Raw genomic sequence first — 25113 nt, forward strand, 5'->3', positions numbered from 1 at the left:
AAATGGCCTAGATGGCAACTTAGTTTCATCATGCAACTACTGGAGGCGAGCGTGAGACTGAAGGACAAGACGGCGCTGATCACCGGCGGCAATAGCGGCATCGGGCTGGCAACGGCAAAACTGTTCGTGGCCGAGGGCGCCAAGGTGGTGATCACCGGGCGCAACAAGGAGACGCTGGCGGCGGCCGCGAAGGAGCTCGGGCCGAACGCGCTCGCGCTGCCAGCCGACGCGACGGACATCGCGGCGACGGAAGCTGCGATCAAGCAGGGCGCAGAGAAATTCGGCAAGTTCGACATCGTGTTCGCCAATGCCGGCATCGCCGGCGGCACACCGCTGGGATCGGCGATACCAGAGGTGTTCGAGAAGGTGATCAGCACGAACCTCATCGGCGTGTTCTTCACCGTTCAATCCGCGCTGCCCCATCTCAACGACAACGCCTCGATCATCCTCAACGGCTCGGTAATCTCGGTGCTCGGCATTCCCGGCTACTCGGCCTATGGCGCGGCGAAGGCCGGCGTGCGGGCGATGGCGCGGATCATGGCTTCAGAACTGTCGCCGCGCGGCATCCGCGTCAACGTGGTCGCGCCGGGTGCGATCCGCACCCCGATCTGGGGGCCTGCGACCGCGACGCCGGAAGCCGAGAAGGCGTTCGAGAAGCGGATCGCACTGTCGACGCCGCTCGGCCGCATCGGTGAAACGGATCACGTGGCGAAGACGGTGCTGTTCCTCGCCTCCGACGATTCCGCGCATGTGCAGGGCCAGGAGATTTTCGTCGATGGCGGCGCGGTGGCCTCGCCGAGCGGCGCGCCGATCTATCGCGGCTGATCAAATCAAGCGAATTTGCTCGGGCGCAACATTCGCGTTGCGCCCGAAGTGTTAGCCACGGCTAGGCTGCGCTCAGGCTTGTTGCCGATTGGAGCGCACCAGCGATCGCCTTCTCGCGGTGCTCCGGCCCGAGTTGGATACCGTCGGCCGGGATGAATTCGACGCTGGTGATACCCATGAAGCCGAACACCCAGCGCAGGTAGGTTTCGAGATGCTCGCCGGCTGCGTAAGGCGTCTCTGCGCCGTAGTGGCCGCCGCGCGAGATGGCCACGATCACCCGCTTGCCGCCGGCGAGCCCCTCCGGCCCGGCCGCGCCGTACTTGAAAGTTTTTCCCGCCACCAGGATGCGGTCGATCCAGGCCTTGAGCTGGCTCGGAATAGTGAAATTGTACATGGGCGCGCCGATCACGACGATGTCGGCGGCCAGGAACTCCTCCAGCGCCGCGGCGCTTGCGGCAAGGTCGGGCCCAAGCTCCGCCGGCGTGGCGGCGCCTTGCGCGGCGGCGAGGTGCGAGCCGGAGAGGTGGGCTAGCGGTGTCTGGGTCAGGTCGCGGTAGACGACTTGAAGCGAGGGCGTCGCCTGCCGGAGCCGGTCGACGATGGCGGCGGAAACCTGCCGGCTGACGGAGTGGGGGCCGAGCACGCTGGAGTCGACATGGAGGAGTTTCATGTGGGGTCACCCTGGTATAAGTTTGTAACCAGCACTACATGTGTGACTATCGAAATCCCCGCAAGAACGCACTTTTTTGAGCCATGGGCACATCATTGAAACCTGCGCACACCGAATTGCCCGCACCGCCGCGGCCAAATCCGAGACTGGATACCAGGCCGATGCCGGATCCCAACCATGCGGACTGCCGTGGGGTCGCCTCCGTGCTGTCCCGCGTCGGCGACAAATGGAGCGTGTTCGTCATCATGATGCTGAGCGACGGGCCAAAGCGCTTCAACGAGCTCAAGCGCATGATCAACGGCATCTCGCAGCGGATGTTGACCCTGACGCTGCGCGGCCTCGAGCGCGACGGCCTCGTCACGCGCACGATCTTTCCGACCATCCCGCCGCGGGTAGATTATGAGCTGACCGATCTCGGCCGCGGCCTATCGCGCCCCGTCGAGGCGCTCGGCAAATGGGCGAAGGAGCATCTGGATCAGATCGAGGCCGCGCGCACGAAGTTCGACCAGCGTAACGACGGCTAGCGTTGCGCCTCGATAGTTCATCCCGTCATTCCGGGGCCTGAGCGAAGCGAGGGAGCCCGGAATCCATTTGGCCACAGATCAAGTGGATGAATGGATTCCGGGCTCGCGACTTCGTCGCGCCCCGGAATGACACCTGGGGAGGCTAAACCAGCGACACCATCCCGCCGCCGTGGCGTTCGAGCTTGCCGGCGAGCTCGAGCTCCAGCAGCACGGTGCGCACGATCGCAGGCGAGGCGCCGGACATCCGGACGAGGTCGTCGATTGTAACAGGGGCCGGGCCGAGCAGGGCGGTGATCTGGTCGCGATCATGGCTTTGCGGATCGCTCTCGAACCGCTCGCTGTCGGGCTCGCCCACGGGATGCATCAGCGGCCGCTCCATGATCGGCTGAACCGCGTTGACGATGTCGGCAGCTTCGGTGACGAGCGTTGCGCCCTGCTTGATCAGGTCGTTGGTGCCGGCGGCGCGCGGATCGAGCGGCGAGCCCGGAACGGCGAACACCTCGCGGCCCTGTTCGGCCGCCATGCGTGCTGTGATCAGCGAGCCCGAGCGGTGCGCCGCCTCGACCACGACGACGCCGAGCGAAGCGCCCGAAATCAGCCGGTTGCGACGGGGAAAGTCGCGGGCGCGGGGCTCGTGTCCGAGCGGCATCTCGGAGATCGCAGCGCCCTGGTGATCGAGGATTGCGGCGAGCAGGTCGCCATGCTCGGGCGGATAGATGCAGTCATGGCCGCCGGCGAGCACCGCGATCGTGCCGCTCACGACGCTGGTACGATGCGCAGCCTGGTCGACGCCGCGGGCGAGCCCAGAGATGACCACGAAGCCGGCTTCGCCGAGCTCGCGCGCGAGCTGGCCGGCGAATTTAAGTCCGGCGCCGGAGGCGTTGCGCGAGCCGACGATCGCGATCATCGGCCGCATCAGGGATTTGGTGTCGCCGCGCACGGCGAGCAGCGGCGGCGCATCGTCGATCATCGCCAGCCGCTCCGGATAGCCGTCCTCGCCGGGCGCGCGCCAGGCGATGCCGAACTTGCGGCTCGCGGCGAGCTCGGCCTTTGCTTCATCCTTGCTGCAGATGCGCCCCGATCGCGCCGCGCCGCCGCGGCGGGCGAGGTCAGGCAGCCGCTCCAGCGCAGCCCGCGGGCTGCCGAAATGATCGACCAGCGAGCGGAAGGTGCGTGGCCCGACATTGTCGGAACGGATCAGCCGCAGGCGGTCGATCCGCTCGGCCTCGGTCAGCTCCACGCTTCTGTTGATGGCGTCCACGGCGTCTCCTTGCAGCGACAGCATGGAACAACCAGAGGGCGTTGCGCAACAGGGACGTGCGCTTGCACGACCTCGCTGCGATGCTAAAAGCGATGCCAATAAGAAGGATGTTGTCATGATCTCACTCGCCGACCTCCAGCGCCGCATTGAAGCGGGGGAGCTTTCGCCCGACGCCGCCATCGCTCAGTCGCATGCGGCGATCGAAGCCAAGGAGAAGGACGTCCAGGCTTTCGTCCGGCACGACAGATCCGCGAGGGCGCAAGCCTCGGGCCCGCTGCGCGGCATTGCCGTCGGCATCAAGGACATCATCGACACCGCTGACATGCCGACCGAGATGGGCTCGGAGATCTATCGCGGTTGGCAGCCGCGCAGCGATGCGCCTGTGGTGATGATGCTGAAGCGGGCCGGGGCCACCATCATCGGCAAGACCACCACGACCGCGTTCGCCTCGCGCGATCCGACGCCGACGCGCAATCCGCACAATACGGCTCATTCGCCCGGCGGCTCGTCCTCCGGCTCGGCGGCGGCCGTCGGCGCCGGCATGATCCCGCTGGCGCTGGGCACCCAGACCGGCGGCTCGGTCATCCGGCCCGCGGCCTATTGCGGGACGGCCGCGATCAAGCCGTCGTTCCGGATGCTGCCGACCGTCGGCGTCAAGTGCTATTCATGGGCGCTCGACACGGTCGGCCTGTTCGGCGCCCGGGCGGAGGATCTTGCGCGTGGTCTCTTGGCGATGACCGGCCGCACGGAGTTCTCCGGCATCAGCCCGGCGAAGTCGCCGCGCATCGGCGTGGTCAGGCAGGAGTTCGCAGGCGCCGTGGAGCCGGCCGCCGAAGAGGGGCTGCAGGCTGCGATCAAGGCGGCGATGCGCGCCGGTGCCAGCGTGCAGACCATCGATCTGCCCGAGGCGGTGCAGGAGGCCTGGCGCATCCACCCGATCATCCAGGATTATGAAGCGCATCGCGCGCTCGCCTGGGAGTTTTCGGAACGTCACGACGAGATCGCGCCGATGCTGCGCGCCAGTCTCGATGCGACGGTCGGGCTGACGCCGAAAGACTATGACGAGGCGCGCCGCATCAGCCGTCGCGGCCGCCGCGAGCTCAGTGAATTGTTCGAAGGCTTCGACGTGCTGCTGACCTATTCCTCGCCCGGCACCGCGCCAGCCAAGGAGCTCGCGACCACCGGCGATCCCCGCTACAACCGGCTGTGGACGCTGATGGGCAATCCTTGCGTCAACGTGCCGGTGCTCAAGGTCGGTGGCCTGCCAGTCGGCGTGCAGGTGATCGCAGGCTTCGGCAACGATCAGCTCGCGCTCGCGGCGGCCTGGTTCCTGGAGGACGCGCTGGCGAAATCAGGCTAGCGCAGGTTCGGAAGGAGCGAGGGCCTGAGCGGGCGCGGAGAGCGCTGCGCCGGTGTGCGCGCCTTGCCCGAGCCAGCGCTCGGCGGCTGCGCGACCGCTACGGTGCAGCAGGCGAATGAAGCCGCGGCCGAGATCGGTGGATGAGCGCTGCGCCAGGCCATCAACAGAGTCTTCCGCCGCGATTCTGGTGAGCCGCAGCGGAGCGGCTATGTGCGACTGCGCCCATTCGATCGCGGCGATCTCGGCATTGAGCGCGGCGTTGGCCGCGATCTGGTCGAGCCGGCGGTCGATCGCGGCGAGCGTGATCGGCACATAGCTGTCGCGTGTCGGCGTGACCTGGACCAGCAGCAGATCCGTTGCCGCCGTGTCCTGCACCAGGCGCAGCAGCGGCGGATTGCCGCCGAAGCCGCCGTCCCAATAGGCTTCACCGTCGATCTCGACTGCACAATGGACCAGGGGCGGGCAGGTCGAGGCCAGCGCGACGTCGGCGGTGATGGCCTCGTTGCCGAAAATCTGCTGCTGCCCGTCGCGGATCCGCGTCGCCGCGATCAGCAGCTTCGGGCACCGCGGATGGCGCAGGACGGAAAAATTGATGTCGCGGGAGACCGCCTGCCGCAGCGGATCGAGATCGAACGGATCGAACTGCCCGGAGCGCAGCGTCGGGCCGAACGCGACCGAGCTCCCCGCCGGCGAGAAGCCGCCGATCAGCATCAGCGAGCGGAACGAGGCCTCGTGCATCAGCCGGACCCAGAACCGGTTCAGTCGCGACCGGGCGCCTTCGCGGCCGCCTTCGGCCAGGCCGCAAGCGAGCAGCAGGGCATTGACGGCGCCGGCGCTGGCGCCGCTGATGCTGTCGATCTCTATGGACGTCTCTTCGAGTAGCCGCTCCAGCACGCCCCAGGTGAAGGCGGCAAAGGTGCCGCCGCCCTGCAGCGCCAGCGAAAGCTTTCGCGGCGGCCATTGACCGGAACGCGCCCGCGCGGGCGGGACCGGTGCAGCCTTGGCGACGACGACATCGAGCGGAGCGTCAGGTCTAACTGCGGGCTCCGGCTGCGGCGCGGGCCGTGCAGCAGGGGCAGGCGCGGCCAGCGGCGCGTCGGACCAGATATTGGTCGCCGAGAGCAGCCGGCTTGCTGCAGTGCCGGAGGCACCGAGCGAGCCGATCCCGTCATTCACGCCGACAATCTTCTCGCTCATTCTGAGCAACCGCCTAACGCCGTTTCCCGTATCAGGATGACAGGCATGGAACCCGTTCGCTACAGCCTGCCGTGACTCGCAGGAGAATTGCGAACAGGATTTGGCATATAATGCGGAAGGGGTGCGGCGGTATCCGTACTTTTTCCGACCTCAGATTCTTGTTTGAGGCGTTGTCGTGACGCGAACCGGTATCGACTTCGCCCGAAAGCGCCCTAAAGCGCGATGCGATTAGGAATCGTCATCGCGGCTTAGGATATTGTTTGAGCATGATCTTCTCGGAAAACCGCTACGCACTTTTCCGGATCATGCTCTAGGCTTTCTCGCCGATCCGGCTTTCCTTGCCCGCTTGCAGGCGCTTGATGTTCTCGCGATGCGCGTAGAACAACAGCAGGGTCAGCACGGCGGCAAGTGCCGACAATGCGAGATGACCGAACCACCACAGGAACATCGGCGTGATGAATGCCGCCACCAGCGCCGAGAGCGAGGAATAGCGGGTGGTGAAGGCGGTCGCCAGCCAGAGCAGGCAGAACACGACGGCGCCCGGCCAGAACAGCCCCAGCAGGATGCCGATATAGACCGCGACGCCCTTGCCGCCTTTGAACTTCAGCCAGACCGGGAAGAGGTGGCCGAGGAAAGCGCCGAGCCCGGCTACCATTGCGGCGTAGGGGCCGGCGATGTAGCCGGCGATCACCACCGCCACGGTGCCCTTGAGCGCGTCGAACAGCAGGGTGCCCGCGGCGAGGCTCTTGCGTCCGGTGCGCAGCACGTTGGTGGCGCCGATGCTGCCGGAGCCGATCGAGCGGATATCCTGGGTGCCCGCGAGCCTGGTCAGGATCAGCCCGAACGGAATCGAGCCGAGGAGATAGCCGATGACGAAAGCCACCGGCAGAAACGGTTCAAGCGCCATGGCGGCATCTCCAAAGGCCCATTCTCCACGTCGAACGAAGCCGCACGTCAGACATGCTCATATACCGTTCGTCCGCCGACAATGGTGCGCACCACCCGGCCTGTAAAGCGGGCCTCGTCGAACGGCGTATTTTTGCAGGGCGACTTGAGGTCGGCGGGATCGACCACCCAGGGCACGTCGGGGTCGATCACGATGACATCCGCGGGGCTGCCGGCGCGCAGGGTTCCGCCCGACAGGCCGAGCAGCTCGGCCGGGCGGGTCGACATCGCGCGGATCAGCGTCTTCAGCTCGATCTCGCCATTGTGCACCAGCCGCAGGCCGGCCGGCAGCATGGTCTCGAGCCCGACGGCGCCGGGCGCGGCTTCCGCGAACGGCAGGCGCTTGCCCTCGACGTCCTGCGGATTGTGGTCGGACATGATGACATCGAGCAGACCGGAGCCGATCGCCGCCACCAGGGCGCGGCGGTCGTCCTCGGTGCGCAGCGGCGGCGACAGCTTCAGGAACGAACGGTAAGGACCGATGTCGTTCTCGTTCAGCGCCAGATGGTTGATCGAGACCGAGGCGCTGACGGCGAGCCCGGCATCGCGCGCGCGCTGGAGGATGTCCAGGGAATCGATGCAGGTCAGCGACGCCGCGTGATAGCGGCCGCCGGTGAGGGCGACGAGGCGCAGATCGCGCTCCAGCATCACGGCTTCGGCGGCGTTCGGGATGCCCGTCAGGCCGAGCCGCGAGGCGAACTCGCCCTCGTTCATCACGCCTTCGCCGACGAGATCGGGGTCTTCGGTGTAATGCACGATCAGCGCGTCGAAATCGCGCGCATAGGTCAGCGCGCGGCGCATCACCTGGGCATTGGTCACGCTTCTGGCGCCATCGCTGAAGGCGACGGCGCCAGCGGCCTTGAGCAGGCCGAACTCGGTCATCTCCTGGCCGTGCATGCCCTTGGTGAGGGCGGCCATCGGCTGGATGTTGACGATCGCGGTGTCGCGGGCGCGGCGCATCACGAAGTCGACCGTTGCCGAATTGTCGATCACCGGCGACGTGTCGGGCTGACAGATGATGGTGGTGATGCCGCCGGTCGCGGCCGCCTGGCTCGCGGTGGCAAAGGTCTCGCGGTGGCTGAAGCCGGGTTCGCCGACGAAGGCGCGCATGTCGATCAGGCCGGGTGCGACGATCTTGCCGGAGCAATTGACGATGTCGGTGCCCTCGGGGACGCCGGCCGCGCCGATGCCGCGGCGGGTCTCGCGGATGCTGCCGTCGGCGATCAGGACGTCGCCTACCCCGTCGAAATCCCTGGAGGGATCGACGACGCGGGCATTGGCCAGCAGGATGGGGCGGCGATCGGTCAACATCGGCATCACGCGTTCGGCAGGTTACGGGCGAGCGCTTCCAGCACCGCCATGCGCACGGCGACGCCCATCTCCACCTGCTCGCGGATCAGGGATTGCGCACCGTCGGCGACCGCGGTGTCGATTTCGACGCCGCGGTTCATGGGACCGGGATGCATCACGAGCGCGTCCGGCTTGGCGTAGGCGAGCTTCTTCTGGTCGAGCCCGAAATAGTGGAAGTATTCGCTCGACGACGGCACGAACGAGCCGTTCATGCGCTCGCGCTGCAGCCGCAACATCATGACGATGTCGGCGCCGTTGAGACCCTCGCGCATGTCGCGCGCGACCTCGACGCCCATCCGCTCGATGCCCGGCGGCAGCAGCGTTGAGGGCCCGACGACGCGGACGCGGGCGCCCATGGTGTTGAGCAGGATGATGTTGGAGCGGGCGACGCGCGAATGCATCACGTCGCCGCAGATCGCGACCACGAGCCCCTCGATCCGACCCTTGTTGCGACGGATGGTGAGCGCGTCGAGCAGCGCCTGGGTTGGATGCTCGTGCGCGCCGTCGCCGGCATTGATCACGGAACCGTCGACCTTGCGGGCCAGCAGTTCCACCGCGCCGGAGGCGTGATGGCGCATCACCAGGATGTCCGGGTGCATCGCATTGAGCGTCATCGCGGTGTCGATCAGTGTCTCGCCCTTCTTGATGGACGAGGAGGCGACCGACATGTTCATGACGTCGGCGCCCAGCCGCTTTCCCGCAAGCTCGAACGAGGATTGGGTCCGGGTGGAGGCCTCGAAGAACAGGTTCACCTGCGTCCGTCCGCGCAGGACGGTGCGCTTCTTGTCAACCTGGCGGTTGAGCTCGACATATTCTTCGGACAGGTCGAGGAGGCCGCTGATGTCGGCCGCGGAAAGGCCCTCGATGCCCAGCAAATGCCGGTGGCCGAGGACGAAGGTCGATTTCGATGTCATTAAAAGCAGAGCTATAGGGGCGGACGGCGGGGGGAGCAAGCTTCAAATCCCGCCGCCGGACTTATCCACGGCGCTTTGCGGCGGAGGCGGGCCGCCAGCCGGTGTTCGGGGCAGCCGCTTTGCGCTAGACTCGCAACATTGGTTGCGTCACGGGCTGGATCATGACGGGCACGCGGTATTTTAATCGACTGGCGCGCAATGTTGCTGCGCTCGCGACCGCGTGCATGGCTGGCCTTGCGACACCGGCTTGGGCCGAAAAACGCGTCGCACTCGTGATCGGCAACGATCTCTATCCGAACCTGCCGGCCGACCGGCAATTGAAGAAGGCCGCCAATGACGCAACGACCGTGGCCGACGCGCTGAGGTCGCTCGGGTTCGACATCGTGCTCGGGACCAATCTTGGCCGCCAGGGCATGATCGACCGGCTTGCGAATTTCACGTCGCGGCTCGAGCCGGGCGATACCGCCGCCGTGTTCTATGCCGGACACGGCGTTGCGATCGCAGGCGTGAACTACCTCGTGCCGAGCGACGTTCCCACCGTGAACGAGGGCGCCGAGGCGCGGGTGCGCGGGGCCTCGATCGCCGAGCCCGACGTGCTTGCGGAGCTTCAGGCCAAGGCAGTGCGGGTCGCCTTCGTCGTCATCGATGCCTGCCGTGACAATCCGTTTCCGCGCGCCGCCGGCCGTTCGATCGGGAACACGCGGGGGCTTGCTGACGCCCGGCCCGCGCGCGGGATCTTCACGCTCTATTCCGCAGGCATCGGCCAGACCGCGCTCGACCAGCTCGGCAGCAACGATACGGCGCACAATTCGGTGTTCACGCGGATATTCGTCGAGCAGCTCAAGCGGCCCGAGCTGCATCTCGGAGACCTCGCGGTCGAGGTGCGCGAGCGCGTGGCGGCGCTAGCGCTGACGGCGACGGATGCCGGAGGACAAGCAGCACCGCACGAGCAGACGCCCGCCTATTACGACCAGACGCTCGGCGGGCGCATCTTTCTCTGGAATGCGGAATCGTCGAACGGGGCGCCGAAAGTGGCGGGCATGCTGGTGAAGCCGCCGGCAAGGCCTGCGGTCGCGGAGCGCGCCACCATGCGTCCGCCGCGTCCCTCCGCGGCAGGCGAAAGCTGCGCCCGCAGCGGCTTCGAGACCTATTGCGTCAGCTCGATGCTGAAACCGCAGTTCGGCAATTCGTACGGCGCAGCGAATTTGTTCGACGCCTCGACGGGGACGGCCTGGGTCGAAGGCGCTTCCGGCAACGGCATCGGCGAATGGATCACCATCGAGTTCGAAACCCTGCGGCGGGTCAAGTCGATCCACGTGCAGAACGGCTATCAGAAAAGCCCCGACATCTTCGCCAAGAACAACAGGATTCGCCAGATCCGTGTGCTGTTCTCGGGCGGCGAGTCGCAGACCTTCACTCTCGACGACAAGCTGTCGGTGAAATTGCTGACATTGCGGCCGCCGGTGTCGGCCCATTGGATGCAGTTCATCATCGACGACGTCTGGGCCGGCAACAAATATACGGACACCGCGATCACGAAGCTTCTGGTCAACTCGGATCCGGTGCAATGAGCGCACGGTCAGGGACCGCCGCGCTTGTCGTGCTGCTCGCACTGTCGTTTCTCGTTCCCGTGCGGGCGCAGACCTTGCCCGGCGACTTCGTCTATCTGCGCGACATCGATCCCAGCATCATCCAGGACATCCGTTACGCCACGTCGAACAATTTCGTCGGCCGTCCGCTCGCCGGTTACGATGCCGGCGAATGCGTGGTGAAACGCGAGGTGGGGCTGCGGCTGAAAGCGGTGCAGCAGGAGCTGGCGGCGCAAAATCTCTCGCTCAAGATGTTCGACTGCTACCGGCCGGCGCGGGCCTCGCTCGACATGGTCAAGTGGTCGCAGAACGGGCGCGAGACCGCTGCGGAGCGGCGCTACAACCCGAAGATCCCGAAGACCGAGCTGTTCCGCCTCGGCTACATCGCGAGCCGCTCGCAGCATTCGACCGGAGCGGCGCTCGATCTCACGCTGGTCGATCTGAAGGCGGACAATTCCGCCAAATATGATGCCGCCAAGACCTATGCCGATTGCACGGCGCCGGTCGAGGCGCGGGCGCCGGAGGGCAGCGTCGACATGGGCACGGGCTATGACTGTACCGACGCGAAGGGGCACACCGCCGCCACCTCGATCAACGCGGAGCAGCGAACCTGGCGCAAGCGGCTGGTGGCTGCGATGGCCAGGCAAGGCTTTGTGAACTATTCGAAGGAGTGGTGGCATTTTTCCCTGCCGGGGGCGGGCGGGGCGGCCTATGATTTCCCGATCCAGCCGCGGCGGAACTGATTCCGCGCCGAGGACGAGAAGATGACCCAGCCCGCATTTGCGACCCACGAGGTCTTCAACCAGTCGCCGCCATTCGAGGACGTCGATCTTTTCGCCGTGGACCGGCCGCTGGCCGACGCGGTGAAAGCCAATGGCGGCGCGGCGGCGGAGCGTGAGCTCTCCGAGTTCGGCAGGCATTGGGGCTCGGCGGCGATGGCCGATCGCGGGCGCCTTGCCAACGAGAACACGCCGAAGCTGCGCGCCTTCGATGCCAAGGGCAATCGCCGCGACCAGGTCGAGTTTCATCCCGTCTATCACGAGCTGATGGCGCACAGTGCGCATGCCGGCGTGCACAATTCCACCTGGACTCGGGATGGCAAGCCGGCCGGCGATGGCGCCGAGGTCATTCGCGCCGCGAAGTTCTACATGGCTGCGCAAGTCGAGACCGGCCATCTCTGTCCGATCACGATGACGCGCGCCTCCGTCGGGGCCCTGGCGATGCAGCCTGACTTGCTCGCGCGGGTGATGCCGGTTCTGTCGACCAAGAGCTACGATCCGAGCTTTGCGCCGTGGTGGGGCAAGCGCGGCATGACGCTCGGCATGGGCATGACCGAGAAGCAGGGCGGCACCGACGTGCGCGCCAACATGACCCGTGCGGTGCGCGACGGGGACGGCTATCGCATCACCGGCCACAAATGGTTCATGTCGGCGCCGATGTGCGACGCGTTCCTGGTGCTGGCGCAGGCGGATGGCGGGCTGACCTGCTTCTTCATGCCGCGCTTCGCGCCGGATGGATCGGTCAACGCCATCCAGTTCCAGCGGCTGAAGGACAAGCTAGGCAACCGCTCCAATGCCTCGTCCGAGGTCGAGTTCGTCGGCGCCTATGCCGAAAGGGTCGGCGAGGAAGGCAAGGGCATCCGCACCATCATCCAGATGGTGCAACTGACGCGGCAGGATTGTGCGATCGCCTCCGTCGGCCTGATGCGCTCGGGGCTTGCGCATGCGCTGCACCACGCCCGGCATCGCAGCGTGTTCCAGAAGCATCTGGCCGATCAGCCCCTGATGCAGGCCGTGCTGTCGGACATGGCGCTGCATGTGGAGGCGAGCACGGCGCTGGTGATGCGGCTCTGCCGTGCCTTCGACCGCACGCCGCACGATGCGGCGGAGGCGGCCTATATGCGACTGCTGACGCCCGCGATCAAATACTGGACCTGCAAGAGCGCGCCGGCATTCCTGTTTGAGGCGATGGAATGCCTCGGCGGCAACGGTTATGTCGAGGACGGCATTCTGGCGCGCCATTATCGCGAGTCGCCGGTCAACGCGATCTGGGAAGGCTCGGGCAACGTGATGTGCCTCGACGTGCTCCGCGCGCTCTCGCGCGAAGGCGAGGCGGCGATGGCGGTGCTGCAAGCGCTGGCGGCCGAGACCAAGGGGCTGCCGGGGGCGGGCGAGGCGGTCAGCTTCATCGGCAAGACGTTTCGGCGCGCCGACGGCGAGCGCGTCGCGCGGCTTGCGGTCGAGAAGCTGGCATTGCTGGCCGCGACGGCCGCGCTCAATGGCACCTCGCCGCGCCAGGCCGAATTGTTCGCCGCGACCCGCCTCGCGACGAACCATGCCAGCATGTACGGCGCGGTCGAACTCGACAGCGCCGACGTGCGCGCGCTGCTGGAGCGGGCGCTGCCGTGAGTCTCCAAAACGAAAGCCTGCTGATGGACTCCCTCAATCCCGATCATCCGCCGCTGACCGAGACGCCGGCGACGCCGCGCGTCTGGAAGTTCTGGGGCACGGCGCTGTGGGGCCTCTTCATCTTCGCCGCGATGTTCGTCGGGCAGATCGGTGCCGTCCTTGTGCTTGCGGCACAGCGCGGTCTTCCCATGGACCTCGCCTCGCTTCAGCTCGTCGGCCGTGAGCCGCAGACGCTCGCGCTCTCGGTCATCATGGGCCTGCCGGCCACGCTGGCCGCGGTCTGGCTCGCCATTCGCATCAAGAAGGCGTCGTTCGTCGACTATCTCGCGCTGCATTGGCCGTCCTGGAAGCAGCTGCTGTTCGGCGCCGTCGGCCTCATCCTGATCGTGCTGCTCTGGGAGACGATGTCGCGCGCGCTCGGCCGCGAGGCGACGCCGGGCTTCATGACCGATCTGCTGAAATCGGGCCGCGACAAGGGCGCCGCGCTGCTGCTGCTCGCCGCATTCGCGGTGGCGGCGCCGATGTCGGAAGAGGTTTTGGCGCGAGGCTTTCTCTACCGCGGCTGGTCGGCGAGCTTTTTGCGCGCACCCGGCGCGATCCTGCTGTCGTCGCTGGTGTGGACGATCGTGCACCTGCAATACGACATGTACTTCCTCGCCGAGGTCTTCTGCATCGGCCTGTGGTTCGGCTACATGCGCTACCGCTCCGGCTCGCTGTGGCTCACAATCGTGCTGCACGCGCTGAATAATCTCACCGCGGTGGTGCTGACGATGTGGCTGGGGAGCTAAGCCGCCAGCGCGATCGCAATCGGCATCGTGATGGCTGCAAAGATCGTCTGCAGCGTGATGATCTGGGCCAGCAGCGGCGCATCGCCGCCCATCTGGCGGGCGAGGACATAGGCGCTGGACGAGGTCGGCACAGCCGAGCAGATCGCCACGATCGCCAGGCTGTTGCCGGAAAGCCCGAACCAGAGACCGAGCCCCATCGCGAGCGCGGGCATCAGCAAGAGCTTGAAAACGACGCCGACGGCTGCGCCGAGGCTTGGACGGAAGAGTCCTTCGAGATGCAGTCCCGCACCTGTGACGAGCAGGCCGATGGCGAGGGAGGAACTGCCGAGCGCGTCTGCAACCTCATGCCAAAGCCTTGGCAGCGGCAGGTGGGTGACATTGACAGTAAGGCCGATGATGCAGGCCCAGATCAAGGGATTGCGCACCAACGTCATGACGATGGCGCGGCCGGATTGCTTTTCCGGCGATGCGTAACGAGCGAGCACCGAGACGCTGAACACGTTGACGAGCGGGATGATCGCCACCATCGCCACCGAGGCGAGCGCCAGCCCGACATCGCCGAACAGATTGGCGGCGATCGACAGGGCAACGAAGGTCTGCCAGCGCGTCGCACCCTGGAAGATCGACGTGAAGGCGGGGCCGTCGATGCCGAGCCGCGATAGCGCAGGGCGCAGCGCAAGGCACAACAGCGACATCGCCAGCGCAGACAGCAGCAGCGCGCCGCCGACCCCGGCGACCGGGACCTTTGCGAGGTCCGCCTTCACCAGCGTCTGGATCAGCAGCATCGGAAACAGCACGAAATAAGTCAGCCGCTCCAGCCCGTGCCATTGCGTGTCGAGCCGCATCAGGCTGCGCTTCAGCACGATGCCGAGCACGATCAGGATGAAGACCGGCAGCAGCGCCGCGATGACGACGGCCATGGATCAGGCGGGTCCCTTGCGCAGGTTTGCCAGGCGATCGAGCGCGCCTTGCAGGATGAAGATCGCGGCGTGCTCGTCGATCACCTCGGCGCGCTTGGCGCGGCTGACGTCCATGCCGATCAGCTCGCGCTCGACCGCCGCGGTCGAAAGACGTTCGTCCCAGAGACCGATGGGCAGCGCGGTCAATCCGGCCAGATTGCGCGCGAAGGCGCGGGTCGATTGTGCGCGCGGGCCTTCGCTGCCGTCCATGTTGATGGGCAGGCCGAGCACGAAGCCGACCACCTTGCGCTCGGTGGCGATGGCCAGCAGCCTGGCGGCATCCTGCTTGAACTGCTTGCGCTGGATCGTCTCGACTCCGGTCGCCAGCCGCCGGTCCGGGTCGGACACCGCAACGCCGATGGTCTTCGTGCCCAAATCGAGGCCGACCAGCGCGCCGCGCGCGGGCCAGTGGGTTGCAGCATCGATGAGAGGCAGGATAGGAGCCGGCATGGCTTTAGCGCATATCATGCGTCGCGCTGCGGGGTGAACTGATAACCATGGATGCACTGACACTATTCGGCCTGTTTGCCGTGACGGCGATGCTGGTCTGCTATGCCCTGGAGGATCGCAGCCACTGGTTCGTGCTGCTGTTCGCGGCGTCCTGCGCGCTGGGGTCGGCCTATGGCTTCCTGCAAGGCGCCTGGCCGTTCGGCCTGGTCGAGGCGATCTGGGCCATCGTGGCATTGCGGCGGTGGCAGGTGAGGCCGCGGTGACGGAGGGGTGGGCGAGGGGCCTGCCGCGCGGCAAGCGGCTCCTCGCCCGGTTTTCAGCTCAGCGGATCGCGATCGGGTTGATCATGGCCTGAACGGCGCCGGTCCAGCGCGGCTGGCCCAGCACGAACAGGAATTCATAGCCCTTGTCGCGCGCGAGCGCGGCGGTGTCCATGTTCTCGAGGATGTAGGTCCCGTTCATCGCGAGCAGGATCTGATGCACCTCGAACACGGTCTTGCCTTCGAACGGCAACACCTCGAGCCCCCAGGTGTCGGCGCCGACCGCGACGACGCCCTTGCCGGCGAGGTACTTCGCGCCTTCGACGCCGAGGCCGGGCTCGCCGGCCGAGTAGCGTTTGTCGTCCTTGCCGATCAGGCTGAGCCAGCCGGTATGGAAGATGACGACATCGCCCTGGCGGATCTCGACGTTCTGCTGCTTGGCGGCTTCCTCGATCTCCTTGACGTTGAAGGCGGTGCCTTCCTTCACCACGTCAGTCTTGAAATAGGCGGCCATGTCGAGCAGCACGCCGCGGGCGACCATCGGCGGCACCTTCTCGATGCCGAGCTTCTTCAAGCCATTCGGATCGGCGAAATCGGCCAGCTTGTTGCCGTTGTAGTAGACGTGCTCGACGCCGAGATGGCCGAGCCCGTCGAGCTGACTGCCGATGCCGACCCAGCTGTCGAGGATGTCATCGTTGTAAGTGGCCTTGTTCGGACCGAGACCCGGGGTGCCGGCCTGTCCGGGCTGCACGATGGTGAGCTTGAAGGTGCGCGGCGGGTAAGCGGGCGTCTGCGGCGTGACGGGGATGCCGAGGGCGTAGGTCTTGCCGGTCTTCACCAGCGATGCCGCCTTCACAACGAGCTCGGGCGTCATGTAGTTGGCGGCGCCGATCTCGTCGTTCGGCCCCCATTTCGATTTGGTCCAGTCCTGTGCGCTTGCAGTTCCTGAAATCGCCGACAACGCAGCGACGCAGCACAACACGAGCGTATTGCGCATCAATAGTCCTCCCGATGTTTTCTGCCGGTGTTTGGCTTCGTTTATGGTTTCGCGCTGGCCAGTCACTCATCCTAACGTAGAAGAAGCGCGGGCTTCAAAGCTTTTCGAAGTGCTGCGCTGCGATGGCAGCACGCAGCGCGGATCGATTCAAACGCGATGGATTTGTGACGAATTTCGTGGCGTGGAACGTTGGCGCTCCGTCATGCCGCGATGACGTCCTCGTCCTTCTTCAGGCAATCGGCAAAACCGCTCAGCGCGCTGTATTGATGTCCGGCGCGGCGCTGGATGAAGAGTGTTTCGACACGTGCATGTGACGGGCTCAGCGTGTGGACGGCGACGGCGCCGTTCATCGCGCTGCGTTCCACGACGGCGCGCGGCAGCAGGGTCACGCCCATGTCGGCGGCGACGCAGCCGATCATGCCGTCGAGCGTGCCGAGCTCGAAGCGCGCCGCCGATGGCCAGCCGAATTCGACGAAGATCTGTTCGAGCCGCTGGCGATAGGTGCAGCCGGTGCGGAACACCAGCGCGGTCGGACCCGACTCGGGCGTGCCGGCGCGCAGCTCGGCGAGCGAGGCCCAGCGGCGCGCGCTGACCAGCACCAGCTCTTCGCGGAACGCGCTCGTCGCGGTGAGGTCGTCATGCGTGATGGGTCCAGCGACGAAGGCGCCGTCGAGCGTGCCGTCGAGCACGAGGGCGACGAGGTCGGCGGTCGGCGCGGTGCGCAACGAAAGGCGCACGGCCGGGAAGCGGCGGTGGAAATCGGCGAGCAGCGGCGGCAATCGCACGGCTGCCGTGGTCTCCATCGATCCGATCGCGAGCGGTCCTTTCGGCTCGCCATCGTCGCGCGCGGCGAGCAAGGCTTCGCGCGACAGCGCTGCCATCTTTTGCGCATAGGGGAGGAGGCGCTTGCCGGCACCGGTCAGCGTCATGCCGCGCGAGTGCCGCTCGAACAGCGGCGTGCCGATCTCCGCCTCCAGCGCCTTCACGCGCTGGGTGACGTTCGACTGCACGGTGTTGAGCTCTTCGGCGGCGCGGGTGATGCCGCCGGTGCGGGCGACGGCGGCGAAGGTCTTGATATCGCTGAGTTCCATGGTGTCGTTTCGCTTTTGAGATGGCAGCGTTCGCAACAATTCAATTTTCGAGAATGCTAGTCGCGCCTAGTCTCGCTGTCCAGATCGGGGAGGAGCCATGCCGATGACGACGTCGCTGACCACGCTGCTGTGGATCGAGCATCCGATCCTGCTGGCGCCGATGGATGTCATTGCCGGCAGCCGCCTGGTCGCGGCGGTGAGCCGCGCCGGCGGGTTCGGCATTCTTGGCGGCGGCTATGGCGAACGGGTCTGGCTGGAGCAGGAGACGGCGAAGCTCGCCGACCTCAGTGCACCGTTCGGGATCGGCTTCATCACCTGGAGCCTCGCCAAGCGGCCCGAGCTTCTCGATGTCGCGCTCGCTGCAAAACCAGTTGCGATCATGTTGTCGTTCGGCGATCCCGCGCCGTTCGCGCCCAAGATCAAATCCGCCGGCGCGCGCCTGATTTGCCAGGTGCAGGACGAAGCGATGGCGCGGCAGGCGCTCGATGCCGGTGCTGACATCCTGATTGCGCAAGGCACGGAGGCGGGCGGTCATGGCGCTTCGCGCACCACTGTCGATCTGGTGCCCGCCATCGTCGATCTCGTCGCGGGGCGCGTTCCAGTGGTGGCGGCTGGCGGCATCGCGGATGGGCGCGGCCTCGCGGCCATGATGATGCTGGGCGCGAGCGGCGTGCTGCTCGGCACGCGCTTCTATGCCAGCCAGGAGGCCGACGGTGCGGAGGAGGCCAAGCGCCGCATCTGCGCGGCGAACTCCGGTTCGACCGTGCGCGGCATCCTCTTCGATCTCTCCCGCAACAATGTCTGGCCGGCGCCGTTTACCGGGCGGTGCCTGGTCAACGATCATGCCAAGCGCTGGATCGGCCGCGAGGTCGAGCTGATGCAGAATGTTGCCGCAGTCGCGGCCGAGTATGCGGCAGCAAGGGCGGCGGGCAATTTCGATGTCGCGGCCGTGATCGCCGGCGAGGCGGTTGGGTTGATTCATGATATCCCACCGGCGGCGGAGATCGTCGAGCGGATTGCGGCGGAGGCGGAGCAGTTGCTGGCAGGACGCCGGAATTCAGCGAGAGGTGTTCTTCCTTCTCCCCTTGTGGGAGAAGGTGGCGCGCAGCGCCGGATGAGGGGTTCTTTCCGCGGAGAGTGAAGTCAAATCGGAGAGGTCTGCTTCCGCGGATGCAAACCCCTCACCCGTCTCGCCGCTATCGCGGCGATCCACCCTCTCCCACAAGGGGAGAGGGAAGAGCGAATGCGAGGCAAGCATCATGTGGCCTGACCGTCGACTGATCGATCTCTTCAAGACCGAATTTCCGATCGTGCTGGCGCCGATGGCTGGCGTGATGGATGCGGAGCTGGTGATTGCGGCTGCGCAGGGCGGGGCGCTGGGGTCGCTGCCGTGTGCGATGATCTCGCCGGAGAAGGCGCGCGAGCAGGTTGGTCTCATCCGCCAGCGCGTCAAGGCGCCGGTCAACATGAACTTCTTCTGCCACACGCCGGTCGAGTTGACGCGCGAAGCCGAGGCGCGGTGGAAGCAGCGGCTCGCGGGGTACTATTCCGAGCACAGTCTCGATCCCTCCGCGCCGATCGCGGCTGCGAACCGCGCGCCGTTCGATGCAGCGTTCTGCGAAGTGGTCGAGGAGCTGAAGCCGGAGGTCGTCAGCTTCCATTTCGGCCTGCCGGAGCAAGCGCTGCTGCGGCGCGTCAAGGCGGCGGGTTGCCTCGTCATCTCGTCCGCGACGACGGTGAAGGAGGCGGTCTGGCTGGAAGAACACGGCGTCGATGCCGTGATCGCGCAAGGTGCCGAGGCGGGCGGCCATCGCGGCATGTTCCTGACCGACAAGATCGCCGAGCAGCCCGGCACCTTCGCGCTGGTGCCGCAGGTCGTCGATGCCGTGAAGGTGCCGGTGATCGCGGCGGGCGGCATCGCCGACGGACGCGGCATTGCCGCAGCCTTCGCCCTCGGTGCCGCCGGCGTGCAGATCGGCAGCGCCTATCTGCGCTGCCCGGAATCCAAGCTCAGCGCGGGCGGCCGCAAGGCGCTGGCCGAGGCGCGGGACGATTCCACCGTCATCACCAATGTCATGACCGGCCGGCCTGCGCGCGGGGTGCAGAACCGGCTGATGCGCGAGGCCGGTCCGATCTCGCCGGATGCGCCGCCGTTTCCCCACGCCGCGACGGCGCTGGGGCCGCTGAAAGCGGCTGCCGAAAAGCAGGGCAGGGTGGATTTCACCAATCTCTGGGCAGGGCAGGCCGTTGCGCTGGGCCGCGAGCTTCCCGCCGCCGAATTGACCCGGGATCTCGCCAAATCGGCGCTGGGGCGCATGAAGGCCCTCGCCGGATAGGGGGAAGCGCCGGTTGCGGCGCAAAAGCGGCCTCTGCTATACGGCACATGGGATTTGCCGTAAGAGGCCTTATATAATGTCCGTCGACGCCGCTACCGTCCGCCGCATCGCGCATCTGGCGCGCATTGCGGTTTCCGAGGGCGAGGTTCCGCATCTGCAGGGCGAGCTCAACGCCATGCTCGCTTTCGTCGAGCAGCTCTCGGAGGTCAATGTCGAGGGCGTGGATCCCATGACCTCGGTCACCCCGATGCAGATGAAGAAGCGGCAGGACGTGGTCGACGACGGCGGGATCGCCGACGATATCGTTGCCAACGCGCCCGCGACCGAAGGTCACTTCTTCCTGGTGCCGAAGGTCGTTGAATAAACAGGTTAGATCCGATGTGCCTGCTTTGCGACGATGAGAAGGCCTATCAGGCCTACATGAATTATCTCGACAAGATGGAACGGCAGGGCAAGGCTGCCGATCCCAACGTCGCCGTCAATGCCGTGCTCGACGAGATCGAGGCGGCCGCGAAAGCCGCCGCCAAAAAGGACGACCCGGCCAACGACAAGACCCTGTCTCCGTTCTTCTGCAGCCCGATCAATAAATGACCGATTTGACATCGCTGACGCTCGCCGAGGCCCGCAAGGGCCTCGCGGCAAAAAATTTCACGTCGCTCGAGCTGACCGACGCGCATCTTTCCGCGATCGAGAAAGCGCGCGTGCTCAACGCCTTCGTGATAGAGACGCCGGACCAGGCGCGCGCCATGGCGCGCGAGGCGGACAGCAAGATCGCCAAGGGCGATGCGGGCCCGCTCGCCGGCATCCCGCTCGGCATCAAGGACCTGTTCGCGACCAGGGGCGTGCGCACCACGGCGTGCTCGAAGATCCTCGGCAATTTCGTGCCGACCTACGAGTCCACCGTCACCTCGCAGCTCTGGCGCGACGGCGCGGTGATGCTCGGCAAGCTCAACAATGACGAGTTCGCGATGGGCTCGGCGAACGAGACCTCGTGCTTCGGCCCCGTCGGCAATCCCTGGCGGCGCGAGGGCAGCAACACCACGCTGGTGCCGGGCGGCTCGTCCGGCGGCTCGGCCTCGGCCGTGGCGGCGCTGCTCTGCATGGGCGCGACCGCGACTGATACCGGCGGCTCGATCCGCCAGCCGGCCGCGTTCACCGCGACCGTCGGCATCAAGCCGACCTATGGCCGCTGCTCGCGTTGGGGCATCGTCGCCTTTGCCTCCTCGCTCGACCAGGCGGGCCCTATCGCGCGCAGCGTACGCGATGCCGCGATGCTGCTGCGCTCGATGGCCGGCCACGATCCCAAGGACACGACGTCGGTCGATATCCCCGTGCCGGACTACGAGGCGGCGATCGGCAAGTCCGTGAAGGGCATGAAGATCGGCATCCCCCGGGAGTATCGCCTCGACGGCATGCCGGCCGAGATCGAGAAACTGTGGAGTGAGGGCGCGGCGTGGCTGAAGGCGGCCGGTGCCGAGCTGGTCGAGGTGTCGCTGCCGCACACCAAATACGCGCTGCCGGCCTATTACATCGTGGCGCCGGCAGAGGCCTCGTCCAACCTGGCGCGCTATGACGGCGTGCGCTACGGCCTGCGCGAGCAGGGTAAGAACATCATCGAGCTCTACGAGAACACCCGTGCGGAGGGATTTGGCGCCGAGGTGCGCCGCCGCGTCATGATCGGCACTTACGCGCTCTCGGCCGGCTATTACGATGCCTATTACCTGCGCGCGCAGAAGGTGCGCACGCTGATCAAGAAGGATTTTGAGGACTGCTTCGCCAAAGGCGTCGACGCCATCCTCACCCCGGCGACGCCGTCGGCGGCCTTCGGCATAGGCGAGAAGGGCGGCGCCGACCCGGTCGAGATGTATCTCAACGACATCTTCACGGTGACCGTGAACATGGCGGGCCTGCCGGGCATCGCAGTTCCCGCCGGCAAGGACGCGCAGGGCCTGCCGCTCGGACTGCAACTGATCGGCCGTCCGTTTGACGAGGAGACGCTGTTCTCGCTCGGCGAGGTGATCGAGCAGGCCGCCGGCCGCTTCACGCCCGCGAGGTGGTGGTGAATGTCGCCGATTTCATCGCGAGCATCGGTGGCGCGGCGCCCGCGCCGGACCTGAACGCGCCGCTCGCCGGCCTGTGGTGGGCGGCGAAGGGCGACTGGGACCGCGCGCACAAGATCGTCCAGGACGAGAGCAGCCGCGAGGCCGCCTGGGTGCATGCCTATTTGCACCGCGTCGAAGGCGATCTCGGCAATGCCGGCTATTGGTACCGCCAGGCCGGCCAGCCGGCGGCAAAGGATTCATTGGAAGCGGAGTGGGAGCGGATCGCTGCCACGCTGCTCGGGAGCAGGACATGAGCACGGCCACGCACAAGCTTCTCAAGGGCTCAACTGGTGACTGGGAGATGGTCATCGGCATGGAGATCCATGCCCAGGTGACCTCGAACGCCAAACTGTTCTCGGGCGCATCTACCGCTTTCGGCGGCGAGCCGAACAGCCACGTCTCGCTGGTCGACGTCGCGATGCCGGGCATGCTGCCGGTCATCAACGAGGAATGCGTCAGGCAGGCTGTCCGGACCGGGCTCGGCCTCAACGCGCAGATCAACCTGCGCTCGGTGTTCGACCGCAAGAACTATTTCTATCCGGACCTGCCGCAGGGCTACCAGATCAGCCAGTACAAATCGCCCATCGTGGGCGAGGGTGAGGTGATCATCGATCTCGACGGCGGCAAGACGGCCACCATCGGTATCGAGCGGCTGCATCTGGAGCAGGATCCCGGCAAGATGCTGCACGACCGGTCGCCGTCGCTGTCCTACATCGATTTCAACCGCTCTGGCGTGGCGCTGATGGAGATCGTCTCGAAGCCTGATATCCGCGACGCCGAGCAGGCCAAGGCCTATGTGACCAAGCTGCGCTCGATCATGCGCTACCTCGGCACCTGCGACGGTGACATGGAGAAGGGATCCCTGCGCGCCGACGTCAACGTGTCCGTGCGCAGGCCGGGCGCGCCGCTCGGCACCCGTTGCGAGATCAAGAACATGAACTCGATCGCCTTCATCGGCCAGGCGATCGAGTATGAAGCGCGACGCCAGATTGAGATCCTGGAGGACGGGGGCGAGATCGAGCAGGAGACGCGCCGGTTCGATCCCAACAAGGGTGAGACGCGCTCGATGCGGTCGAAGGAGGAGGCGCACGACTATCGCTACTTCCCCGACCCCGACCTGTTGCCGCTGGAGTTCAGCCAGGACTTCGTCGACGCGCTGAAGGCGAAGCTGCCGGAGCTGCCGGACCAGAAGAAGGCGCGCTTCGTCGCCGATTTCGGCCTCTCGGCCTATGATGCGAGCGTGCTGGTCGCCGAGCGCGAGAGTGCGCTGTTCTACGAGACGGTGCTCGACAAGCTCGCCAACCGCGCCCGCGACGGCAAGATGGCGGCGAACTGGGTGATCAACGAGCTGTTCGGCCGTCTCAACAAAGAAGGCCGGGATATTACGGCCTCGCCCGTCAATGCCGGGCAACTGGCTGCGATCATCGACCTGATCGGCGAGGGTACGATCTCGGGCAAGATCGCCAAGGATCTGTTCGAAATCGTCTGGCAGGAGGGTGGCGATCCCCGCGCGCTGGTCGAAAGCCGCGGCATGAAGCAGGTCACGGATCTCTCTGCGATCGAAAAGGTGGTCGACGACATCATCGCGGCCAATCCCGACAAGGCGGCGCAGGTGAAGGACAAGCCGCAATCGCTCGGCTGGTTCGTCGGCCAGGTCATGAAGGCATCCGGCGGCAAGGCCAACCCGCAGAGCGTCAACGACCTGCTCAAGTCCAAGCTCGGCGTCTAAGCCTCACGCATTCGAACGAGGTGACGGACGCGTTTCGTCACCTCGCTTTCGGTTCTCGCTGCGACGTTCGCGCGCATCCTCGACGGCAAACTTCATCCTGATCGACGGCGATGCGGCGGCCGAATCGCCGCCGCGCGATTCGCCCGAAACGGCGGCTTGAACGCGCTCCGGCGAGCGCCCGCGCCGTTAAGCATGAAAATATTTTCGTTGCCAAAAATCGCGACTCAGAGTCCGCGAAACGCCTTTGCGAGGCGGCCGCACGATTGTCGATGCGCATCGCTGCGTTGGTCGCGCGCGATACGCGCGCGCGAAAAAATACTTGCTGCATAGTGTTTTCGTGCAATCGCATCGTTCGCGAACGTCGGCGATGCGCGCGCTCTGCATGATCGCAAGTGCACGTCGTACGAAGCGCCTGCGTCGCGCCCGCCAAGCGCAGGCGCCTTGCTGCGTCAACACTTCTTTAAGCGAGAAGCTGTTTTTTTCTTCGTGTTGGTGTATTCGGGATGAAGTGCATTCGATCCCCGAGTGCACGCAGCGATTAAAGCCATCTCACACATCGGAGGGCAACATGGCCAAGAAAGCGAAGAAGGCGAAGAAGGCGAAGAGCGCAGTGAAGAAGACTGCGAAGAAGACCCGCAAGGTCGCGAAGAAGAAGAAGTAACTTCGCTTCTGAAGTTGCCGGCTCCAGATAGCCGGCACGTCATCAGCGCCTCCTAGAGGTTCTGGTCGACGATAGAGGGTGTCGGCGAGACATCAGGTCAACGGTCGGACCGTTCTCTTTCGCGGTCCGGCAGAAGAAACGAGTTTTCTTCGTTCGGTGCGGTTCTCCTCAAACGGGCTCCGCAATTTCACGACAGGCCTTCGGGCCAAAGTGGAATCTGGTCCTGACGTGTTCGCCGACGCCCTCGTTCCCTTGAAGCCGGGGCATTGCCGGCATTCCTCTCTCTCACATCGTTGATTTGACCACGTCGCGTCCGAGCGCGCTTCTGTCGTGCCGGCTTGATCGCTTGGCTTGGAGAGGCAAGGCGGCCCGTGGCGTGATCGCGCGCCGTTTCGCCCGGCGGTGTCGCCGCCCGGCTCCGACGGGCCGATCCAGCACGCGCGGCTTGTCGTGGAACGATTGCGGCCGCTGGAATACTCGGTCACCCGCCTGCCACCTTCGCCGCTTCGGCGGCCCGAGACCGCATACCGTGGAAGCCTTGGCGTAGCGAGGGCGCGGGTGACGCCAGTTGAAGAAAAGCAACCACATGACCTGCGCCACCGCGCGCGATGGTTATCGATGTCCTGAAATCCCAAGGTAAACCGAATCTGACGAATGACAGAAGTCCCTGCGAATCATGGACTTCTTGAATTCTCGG

At 65.9% G+C, this 25113-nt stretch carries 25 protein-coding genes; 15 read left to right on the plus strand and 10 right to left on the minus strand.

Annotated features, from left to right (window positions below):
• Positions 1-51 precede the first annotated feature (51 nt).
• Complete coding sequence (locus I6F31_RS29750; protein WP_225186527.1) at positions 52-825, plus strand: SDR family oxidoreductase; 774 nt, start codon at positions 52-54, stop codon at positions 823-825.
• Positions 826-886: 61 nt separating this feature from the next.
• Here the strand turns inward: I6F31_RS29750 and I6F31_RS29755 are convergent, their stop codons facing one another.
• Complete coding sequence (locus tag I6F31_RS29755) at positions 887-1495, minus strand: NAD(P)H-dependent oxidoreductase (RefSeq protein WP_109143506.1); 609 nt, start codon at positions 1493-1495, stop codon at positions 887-889.
• Between the two features lie 83 nt (positions 1496-1578).
• On the opposite strand from I6F31_RS29755, the gene I6F31_RS29760 reads away from it, so the two are divergent.
• Positions 1579-2019, plus strand: coding sequence for a helix-turn-helix domain-containing protein (locus I6F31_RS29760; protein WP_109143507.1), 441 nt, complete (start codon positions 1579-1581; stop codon positions 2017-2019).
• Between the two features lie 142 nt (positions 2020-2161).
• Here the strand turns inward: I6F31_RS29760 and dprA are convergent, their stop codons facing one another.
• Positions 2162-3304 (minus strand): DNA-processing protein DprA, encoded by a 1143-nt coding sequence (gene dprA, locus I6F31_RS29765; RefSeq protein WP_225186528.1) that lies wholly within the window; start codon positions 3302-3304, stop codon positions 2162-2164.
• A gap of 91 nt (positions 3305-3395) precedes the next feature.
• Here dprA and I6F31_RS29770 point away from each other — a divergent pair, with 91 nt between their 5' ends.
• Entirely contained in the window at positions 3396-4640 is a 1245-nt protein-coding gene (locus tag I6F31_RS29770) for an amidase (RefSeq protein ID WP_225186529.1), read from the plus strand.
• On the opposite strand, the gene I6F31_RS29775 is transcribed toward I6F31_RS29770, so the two are convergent.
• The 4 genes from I6F31_RS29775 to I6F31_RS29790 all read right to left on the minus strand — a co-directional run bounded on the left by I6F31_RS29775 (position 4632) and on the right by I6F31_RS29790 (position 9046).
• A complete protein-coding gene (locus I6F31_RS29775; protein ID WP_225186530.1) occupies positions 4632-5837 on the minus strand; it encodes a patatin-like phospholipase family protein in 1206 nt (401 codons plus the stop codon). The genes I6F31_RS29770 and I6F31_RS29775 overlap by 9 nt on opposite strands.
• A gap of 310 nt (positions 5838-6147) precedes the next feature.
• Positions 6148-6744 carry a glycerol-3-phosphate 1-O-acyltransferase PlsY gene (gene plsY / locus I6F31_RS29780; protein WP_036015094.1) on the minus strand — a complete coding sequence of 199 codons (597 nt, stop codon included), beginning with the start codon at positions 6742-6744 and terminating at the stop codon, positions 6148-6150.
• 47 nt (positions 6745-6791) lie between these two features.
• A complete protein-coding gene (locus I6F31_RS29785; protein ID WP_225186549.1) occupies positions 6792-8093 on the minus strand; it encodes a dihydroorotase in 1302 nt (433 codons plus the stop codon).
• Between the two features lie 5 nt (positions 8094-8098).
• The gene (locus tag I6F31_RS29790; protein ID WP_036015092.1) at positions 8099-9046 is read right to left on the minus strand and encodes an aspartate carbamoyltransferase catalytic subunit; all 948 of its coding nucleotides are present in this window, start codon (positions 9044-9046) and stop codon (positions 8099-8101) included.
• Positions 9047-9270: 224 nt separating this feature from the next.
• On the opposite strand from I6F31_RS29790, the gene I6F31_RS29795 reads away from it, so the two are divergent.
• From I6F31_RS29795 to I6F31_RS29810, 4 genes are read left to right on the plus strand one after another with little or no spacing between them, the layout of a single operon-like run.
• The gene (locus tag I6F31_RS29795) at positions 9271-10617 is read left to right on the plus strand and encodes a caspase family protein (RefSeq protein WP_225186531.1); all 1347 of its coding nucleotides are present in this window, start codon (positions 9271-9273) and stop codon (positions 10615-10617) included.
• Complete coding sequence (locus I6F31_RS29800) at positions 10614-11378, plus strand: M15 family metallopeptidase (protein ID WP_225186532.1); 765 nt, start codon at positions 10614-10616, stop codon at positions 11376-11378. The genes I6F31_RS29795 and I6F31_RS29800 overlap by 4 nt, the downstream gene beginning before the upstream one ends.
• A gap of 21 nt (positions 11379-11399) precedes the next feature.
• A complete protein-coding gene (locus I6F31_RS29805) occupies positions 11400-13043 on the plus strand; it encodes an acyl-CoA dehydrogenase family protein (protein WP_225186533.1) in 1644 nt (547 codons plus the stop codon).
• A 23-nt stretch (positions 13044-13066) separates the two neighbouring features.
• Complete coding sequence (locus I6F31_RS29810; RefSeq protein WP_225186550.1) at positions 13067-13831, plus strand: type II CAAX endopeptidase family protein; 765 nt, start codon at positions 13067-13069, stop codon at positions 13829-13831.
• Here the strand turns inward: I6F31_RS29810 and I6F31_RS29815 are convergent.
• The gene (locus I6F31_RS29815; RefSeq protein ID WP_225186534.1) at positions 13828-14751 is read right to left on the minus strand and encodes an AEC family transporter; all 924 of its coding nucleotides are present in this window, start codon (positions 14749-14751) and stop codon (positions 13828-13830) included. The two genes, I6F31_RS29810 and I6F31_RS29815, sit on opposite strands and share 4 nt — an antisense overlap.
• Positions 14752-14754: 3 nt before the next feature.
• Positions 14755-15240, minus strand: coding sequence for a Holliday junction resolvase RuvX (ruvX, locus tag I6F31_RS29820; RefSeq protein WP_225186535.1), 486 nt, complete (start codon positions 15238-15240; stop codon positions 14755-14757).
• 47 nt (positions 15241-15287) lie between these two features.
• Here ruvX and I6F31_RS29825 point away from each other — a divergent pair, with 47 nt between their 5' ends.
• A complete protein-coding gene (locus tag I6F31_RS29825) occupies positions 15288-15503 on the plus strand; it encodes a hypothetical protein (protein WP_036039246.1) in 216 nt (71 codons plus the stop codon).
• Between the two features lie 58 nt (positions 15504-15561).
• Here I6F31_RS29825 and I6F31_RS29830 read toward each other — a convergent pair whose 3' ends face one another.
• Positions 15562-16497: a cyclase family protein gene (locus I6F31_RS29830; RefSeq protein ID WP_036025535.1), complete on the minus strand. Its 936-nt coding sequence runs from the start codon at positions 16495-16497 to the stop codon at positions 15562-15564.
• A gap of 200 nt (positions 16498-16697) precedes the next feature.
• Positions 16698-17588, minus strand: coding sequence for a LysR family transcriptional regulator (locus tag I6F31_RS29835; RefSeq protein ID WP_036025534.1), 891 nt, complete (start codon positions 17586-17588; stop codon positions 16698-16700).
• Positions 17589-17685: 97 nt separating this feature from the next.
• On the opposite strand from I6F31_RS29835, the gene I6F31_RS29840 reads away from it, so the two are divergent.
• The 7 genes from I6F31_RS29840 (at position 17686) to gatB (ending at position 23755) form a co-directional block, all read left to right on the plus strand.
• Entirely contained in the window at positions 17686-18729 is a 1044-nt protein-coding gene (locus tag I6F31_RS29840) for a nitronate monooxygenase (RefSeq protein WP_225186536.1), read from the plus strand.
• Positions 18730-18847: 118 nt separating this feature from the next.
• The gene (locus I6F31_RS29845; RefSeq protein ID WP_036015068.1) at positions 18848-19924 is read left to right on the plus strand and encodes a nitronate monooxygenase family protein; all 1077 of its coding nucleotides are present in this window, start codon (positions 18848-18850) and stop codon (positions 19922-19924) included.
• A 76-nt stretch (positions 19925-20000) separates the two neighbouring features.
• Complete coding sequence (gene gatC, locus I6F31_RS29850; RefSeq protein ID WP_225135680.1) at positions 20001-20288, plus strand: Asp-tRNA(Asn)/Glu-tRNA(Gln) amidotransferase subunit GatC; 288 nt, start codon at positions 20001-20003, stop codon at positions 20286-20288.
• Positions 20289-20302: 14 nt separating this feature from the next.
• On the plus strand, positions 20303-20515 hold the full coding sequence (locus I6F31_RS29855; RefSeq protein WP_027547180.1) for a hypothetical protein: 213 nt from the start codon (positions 20303-20305) through the stop codon (positions 20513-20515).
• A complete protein-coding gene (gatA, locus tag I6F31_RS29860; protein ID WP_225186537.1) occupies positions 20512-21987 on the plus strand; it encodes an Asp-tRNA(Asn)/Glu-tRNA(Gln) amidotransferase subunit GatA in 1476 nt (491 codons plus the stop codon). Before I6F31_RS29855 ends, gatA begins: the two co-directional genes overlap by 4 nt.
• Positions 21978-22280 carry a hypothetical protein gene (locus I6F31_RS29865; RefSeq protein WP_225156971.1) on the plus strand — a complete coding sequence of 101 codons (303 nt, stop codon included), beginning with the start codon at positions 21978-21980 and terminating at the stop codon, positions 22278-22280. Before gatA ends, I6F31_RS29865 begins: the two co-directional genes overlap by 10 nt.
• Positions 22277-23755 carry an Asp-tRNA(Asn)/Glu-tRNA(Gln) amidotransferase subunit GatB gene (gene gatB, locus I6F31_RS29870; RefSeq protein ID WP_128265294.1) on the plus strand — a complete coding sequence of 493 codons (1479 nt, stop codon included), beginning with the start codon at positions 22277-22279 and terminating at the stop codon, positions 23753-23755. Before I6F31_RS29865 ends, gatB begins: the two co-directional genes overlap by 4 nt.
• Positions 23756-25113: the final 1358 nt, after the last annotated feature.

The sequence above is a fragment of the Bradyrhizobium sp. NBAIM01 genome, assembly GCF_020194115.1.
Taxonomy (GTDB): Bacteria; Pseudomonadota; Alphaproteobacteria; order Rhizobiales; family Xanthobacteraceae; genus Bradyrhizobium; species Bradyrhizobium yuanmingense.

Coding starts and splice junctions, on each gene's coding strand:
- I6F31_RS29845 (WP_036015068.1), top strand. CDS start 18,848: ATGTGGCCTGACCGTCGACTGATCGATCTCTTCAAGACCGAATTTCCG.
- I6F31_RS29800 (WP_225186532.1), top strand. CDS start 10,614: ATGAGCGCACGGTCAGGGACCGCCGCGCTTGTCGTGCTGCTCGCACTG.
- I6F31_RS29795 (WP_225186531.1), top strand. CDS start 9,271: ATGGCTGGCCTTGCGACACCGGCTTGGGCCGAAAAACGCGTCGCACTC.
- I6F31_RS29840 (WP_225186536.1), top strand. CDS start 17,686: ATGCCGATGACGACGTCGCTGACCACGCTGCTGTGGATCGAGCATCCG.
- plsY (WP_036015094.1), bottom strand. CDS start 6,744: ATGGCGCTTGAACCGTTTCTGCCGGTGGCTTTCGTCATCGGCTATCTC.
- I6F31_RS29835 (WP_036025534.1), bottom strand. CDS start 17,588: ATGGAACTCAGCGATATCAAGACCTTCGCCGCCGTCGCCCGCACCGGC.
- I6F31_RS29785 (WP_225186549.1), bottom strand. CDS start 8,093: ATGTTGACCGATCGCCGCCCCATCCTGCTGGCCAATGCCCGCGTCGTC.
- gatC (WP_225135680.1), top strand. CDS start 20,001: ATGTCCGTCGACGCCGCTACCGTCCGCCGCATCGCGCATCTGGCGCGC.
- I6F31_RS29760 (WP_109143507.1), top strand. CDS start 1,579: ATGGGCACATCATTGAAACCTGCGCACACCGAATTGCCCGCACCGCCG.
- I6F31_RS29775 (WP_225186530.1), bottom strand. CDS start 5,837: ATGAGCGAGAAGATTGTCGGCGTGAATGACGGGATCGGCTCGCTCGGT.
- I6F31_RS29855 (WP_027547180.1), top strand. CDS start 20,303: ATGTGCCTGCTTTGCGACGATGAGAAGGCCTATCAGGCCTACATGAAT.
- dprA (WP_225186528.1), bottom strand. CDS start 3,304: ATGCTGTCGCTGCAAGGAGACGCCGTGGACGCCATCAACAGAAGCGTG.
- gatB (WP_128265294.1), top strand. CDS start 22,277: ATGAGCACGGCCACGCACAAGCTTCTCAAGGGCTCAACTGGTGACTGG.
- I6F31_RS29830 (WP_036025535.1), bottom strand. CDS start 16,497: ATGCGCAATACGCTCGTGTTGTGCTGCGTCGCTGCGTTGTCGGCGATT.
- I6F31_RS29810 (WP_225186550.1), top strand. CDS start 13,067: ATGGACTCCCTCAATCCCGATCATCCGCCGCTGACCGAGACGCCGGCG.
- I6F31_RS29790 (WP_036015092.1), bottom strand. CDS start 9,046: ATGACATCGAAATCGACCTTCGTCCTCGGCCACCGGCATTTGCTGGGC.
- I6F31_RS29815 (WP_225186534.1), bottom strand. CDS start 14,751: ATGGCCGTCGTCATCGCGGCGCTGCTGCCGGTCTTCATCCTGATCGTG.
- I6F31_RS29825 (WP_036039246.1), top strand. CDS start 15,288: ATGGATGCACTGACACTATTCGGCCTGTTTGCCGTGACGGCGATGCTG.
- I6F31_RS29805 (WP_225186533.1), top strand. CDS start 11,400: ATGACCCAGCCCGCATTTGCGACCCACGAGGTCTTCAACCAGTCGCCG.
- I6F31_RS29770 (WP_225186529.1), top strand. CDS start 3,396: ATGATCTCACTCGCCGACCTCCAGCGCCGCATTGAAGCGGGGGAGCTT.
- ruvX (WP_225186535.1), bottom strand. CDS start 15,240: ATGCCGGCTCCTATCCTGCCTCTCATCGATGCTGCAACCCACTGGCCC.
- gatA (WP_225186537.1), top strand. CDS start 20,512: ATGACCGATTTGACATCGCTGACGCTCGCCGAGGCCCGCAAGGGCCTC.
- I6F31_RS29755 (WP_109143506.1), bottom strand. CDS start 1,495: ATGAAACTCCTCCATGTCGACTCCAGCGTGCTCGGCCCCCACTCCGTC.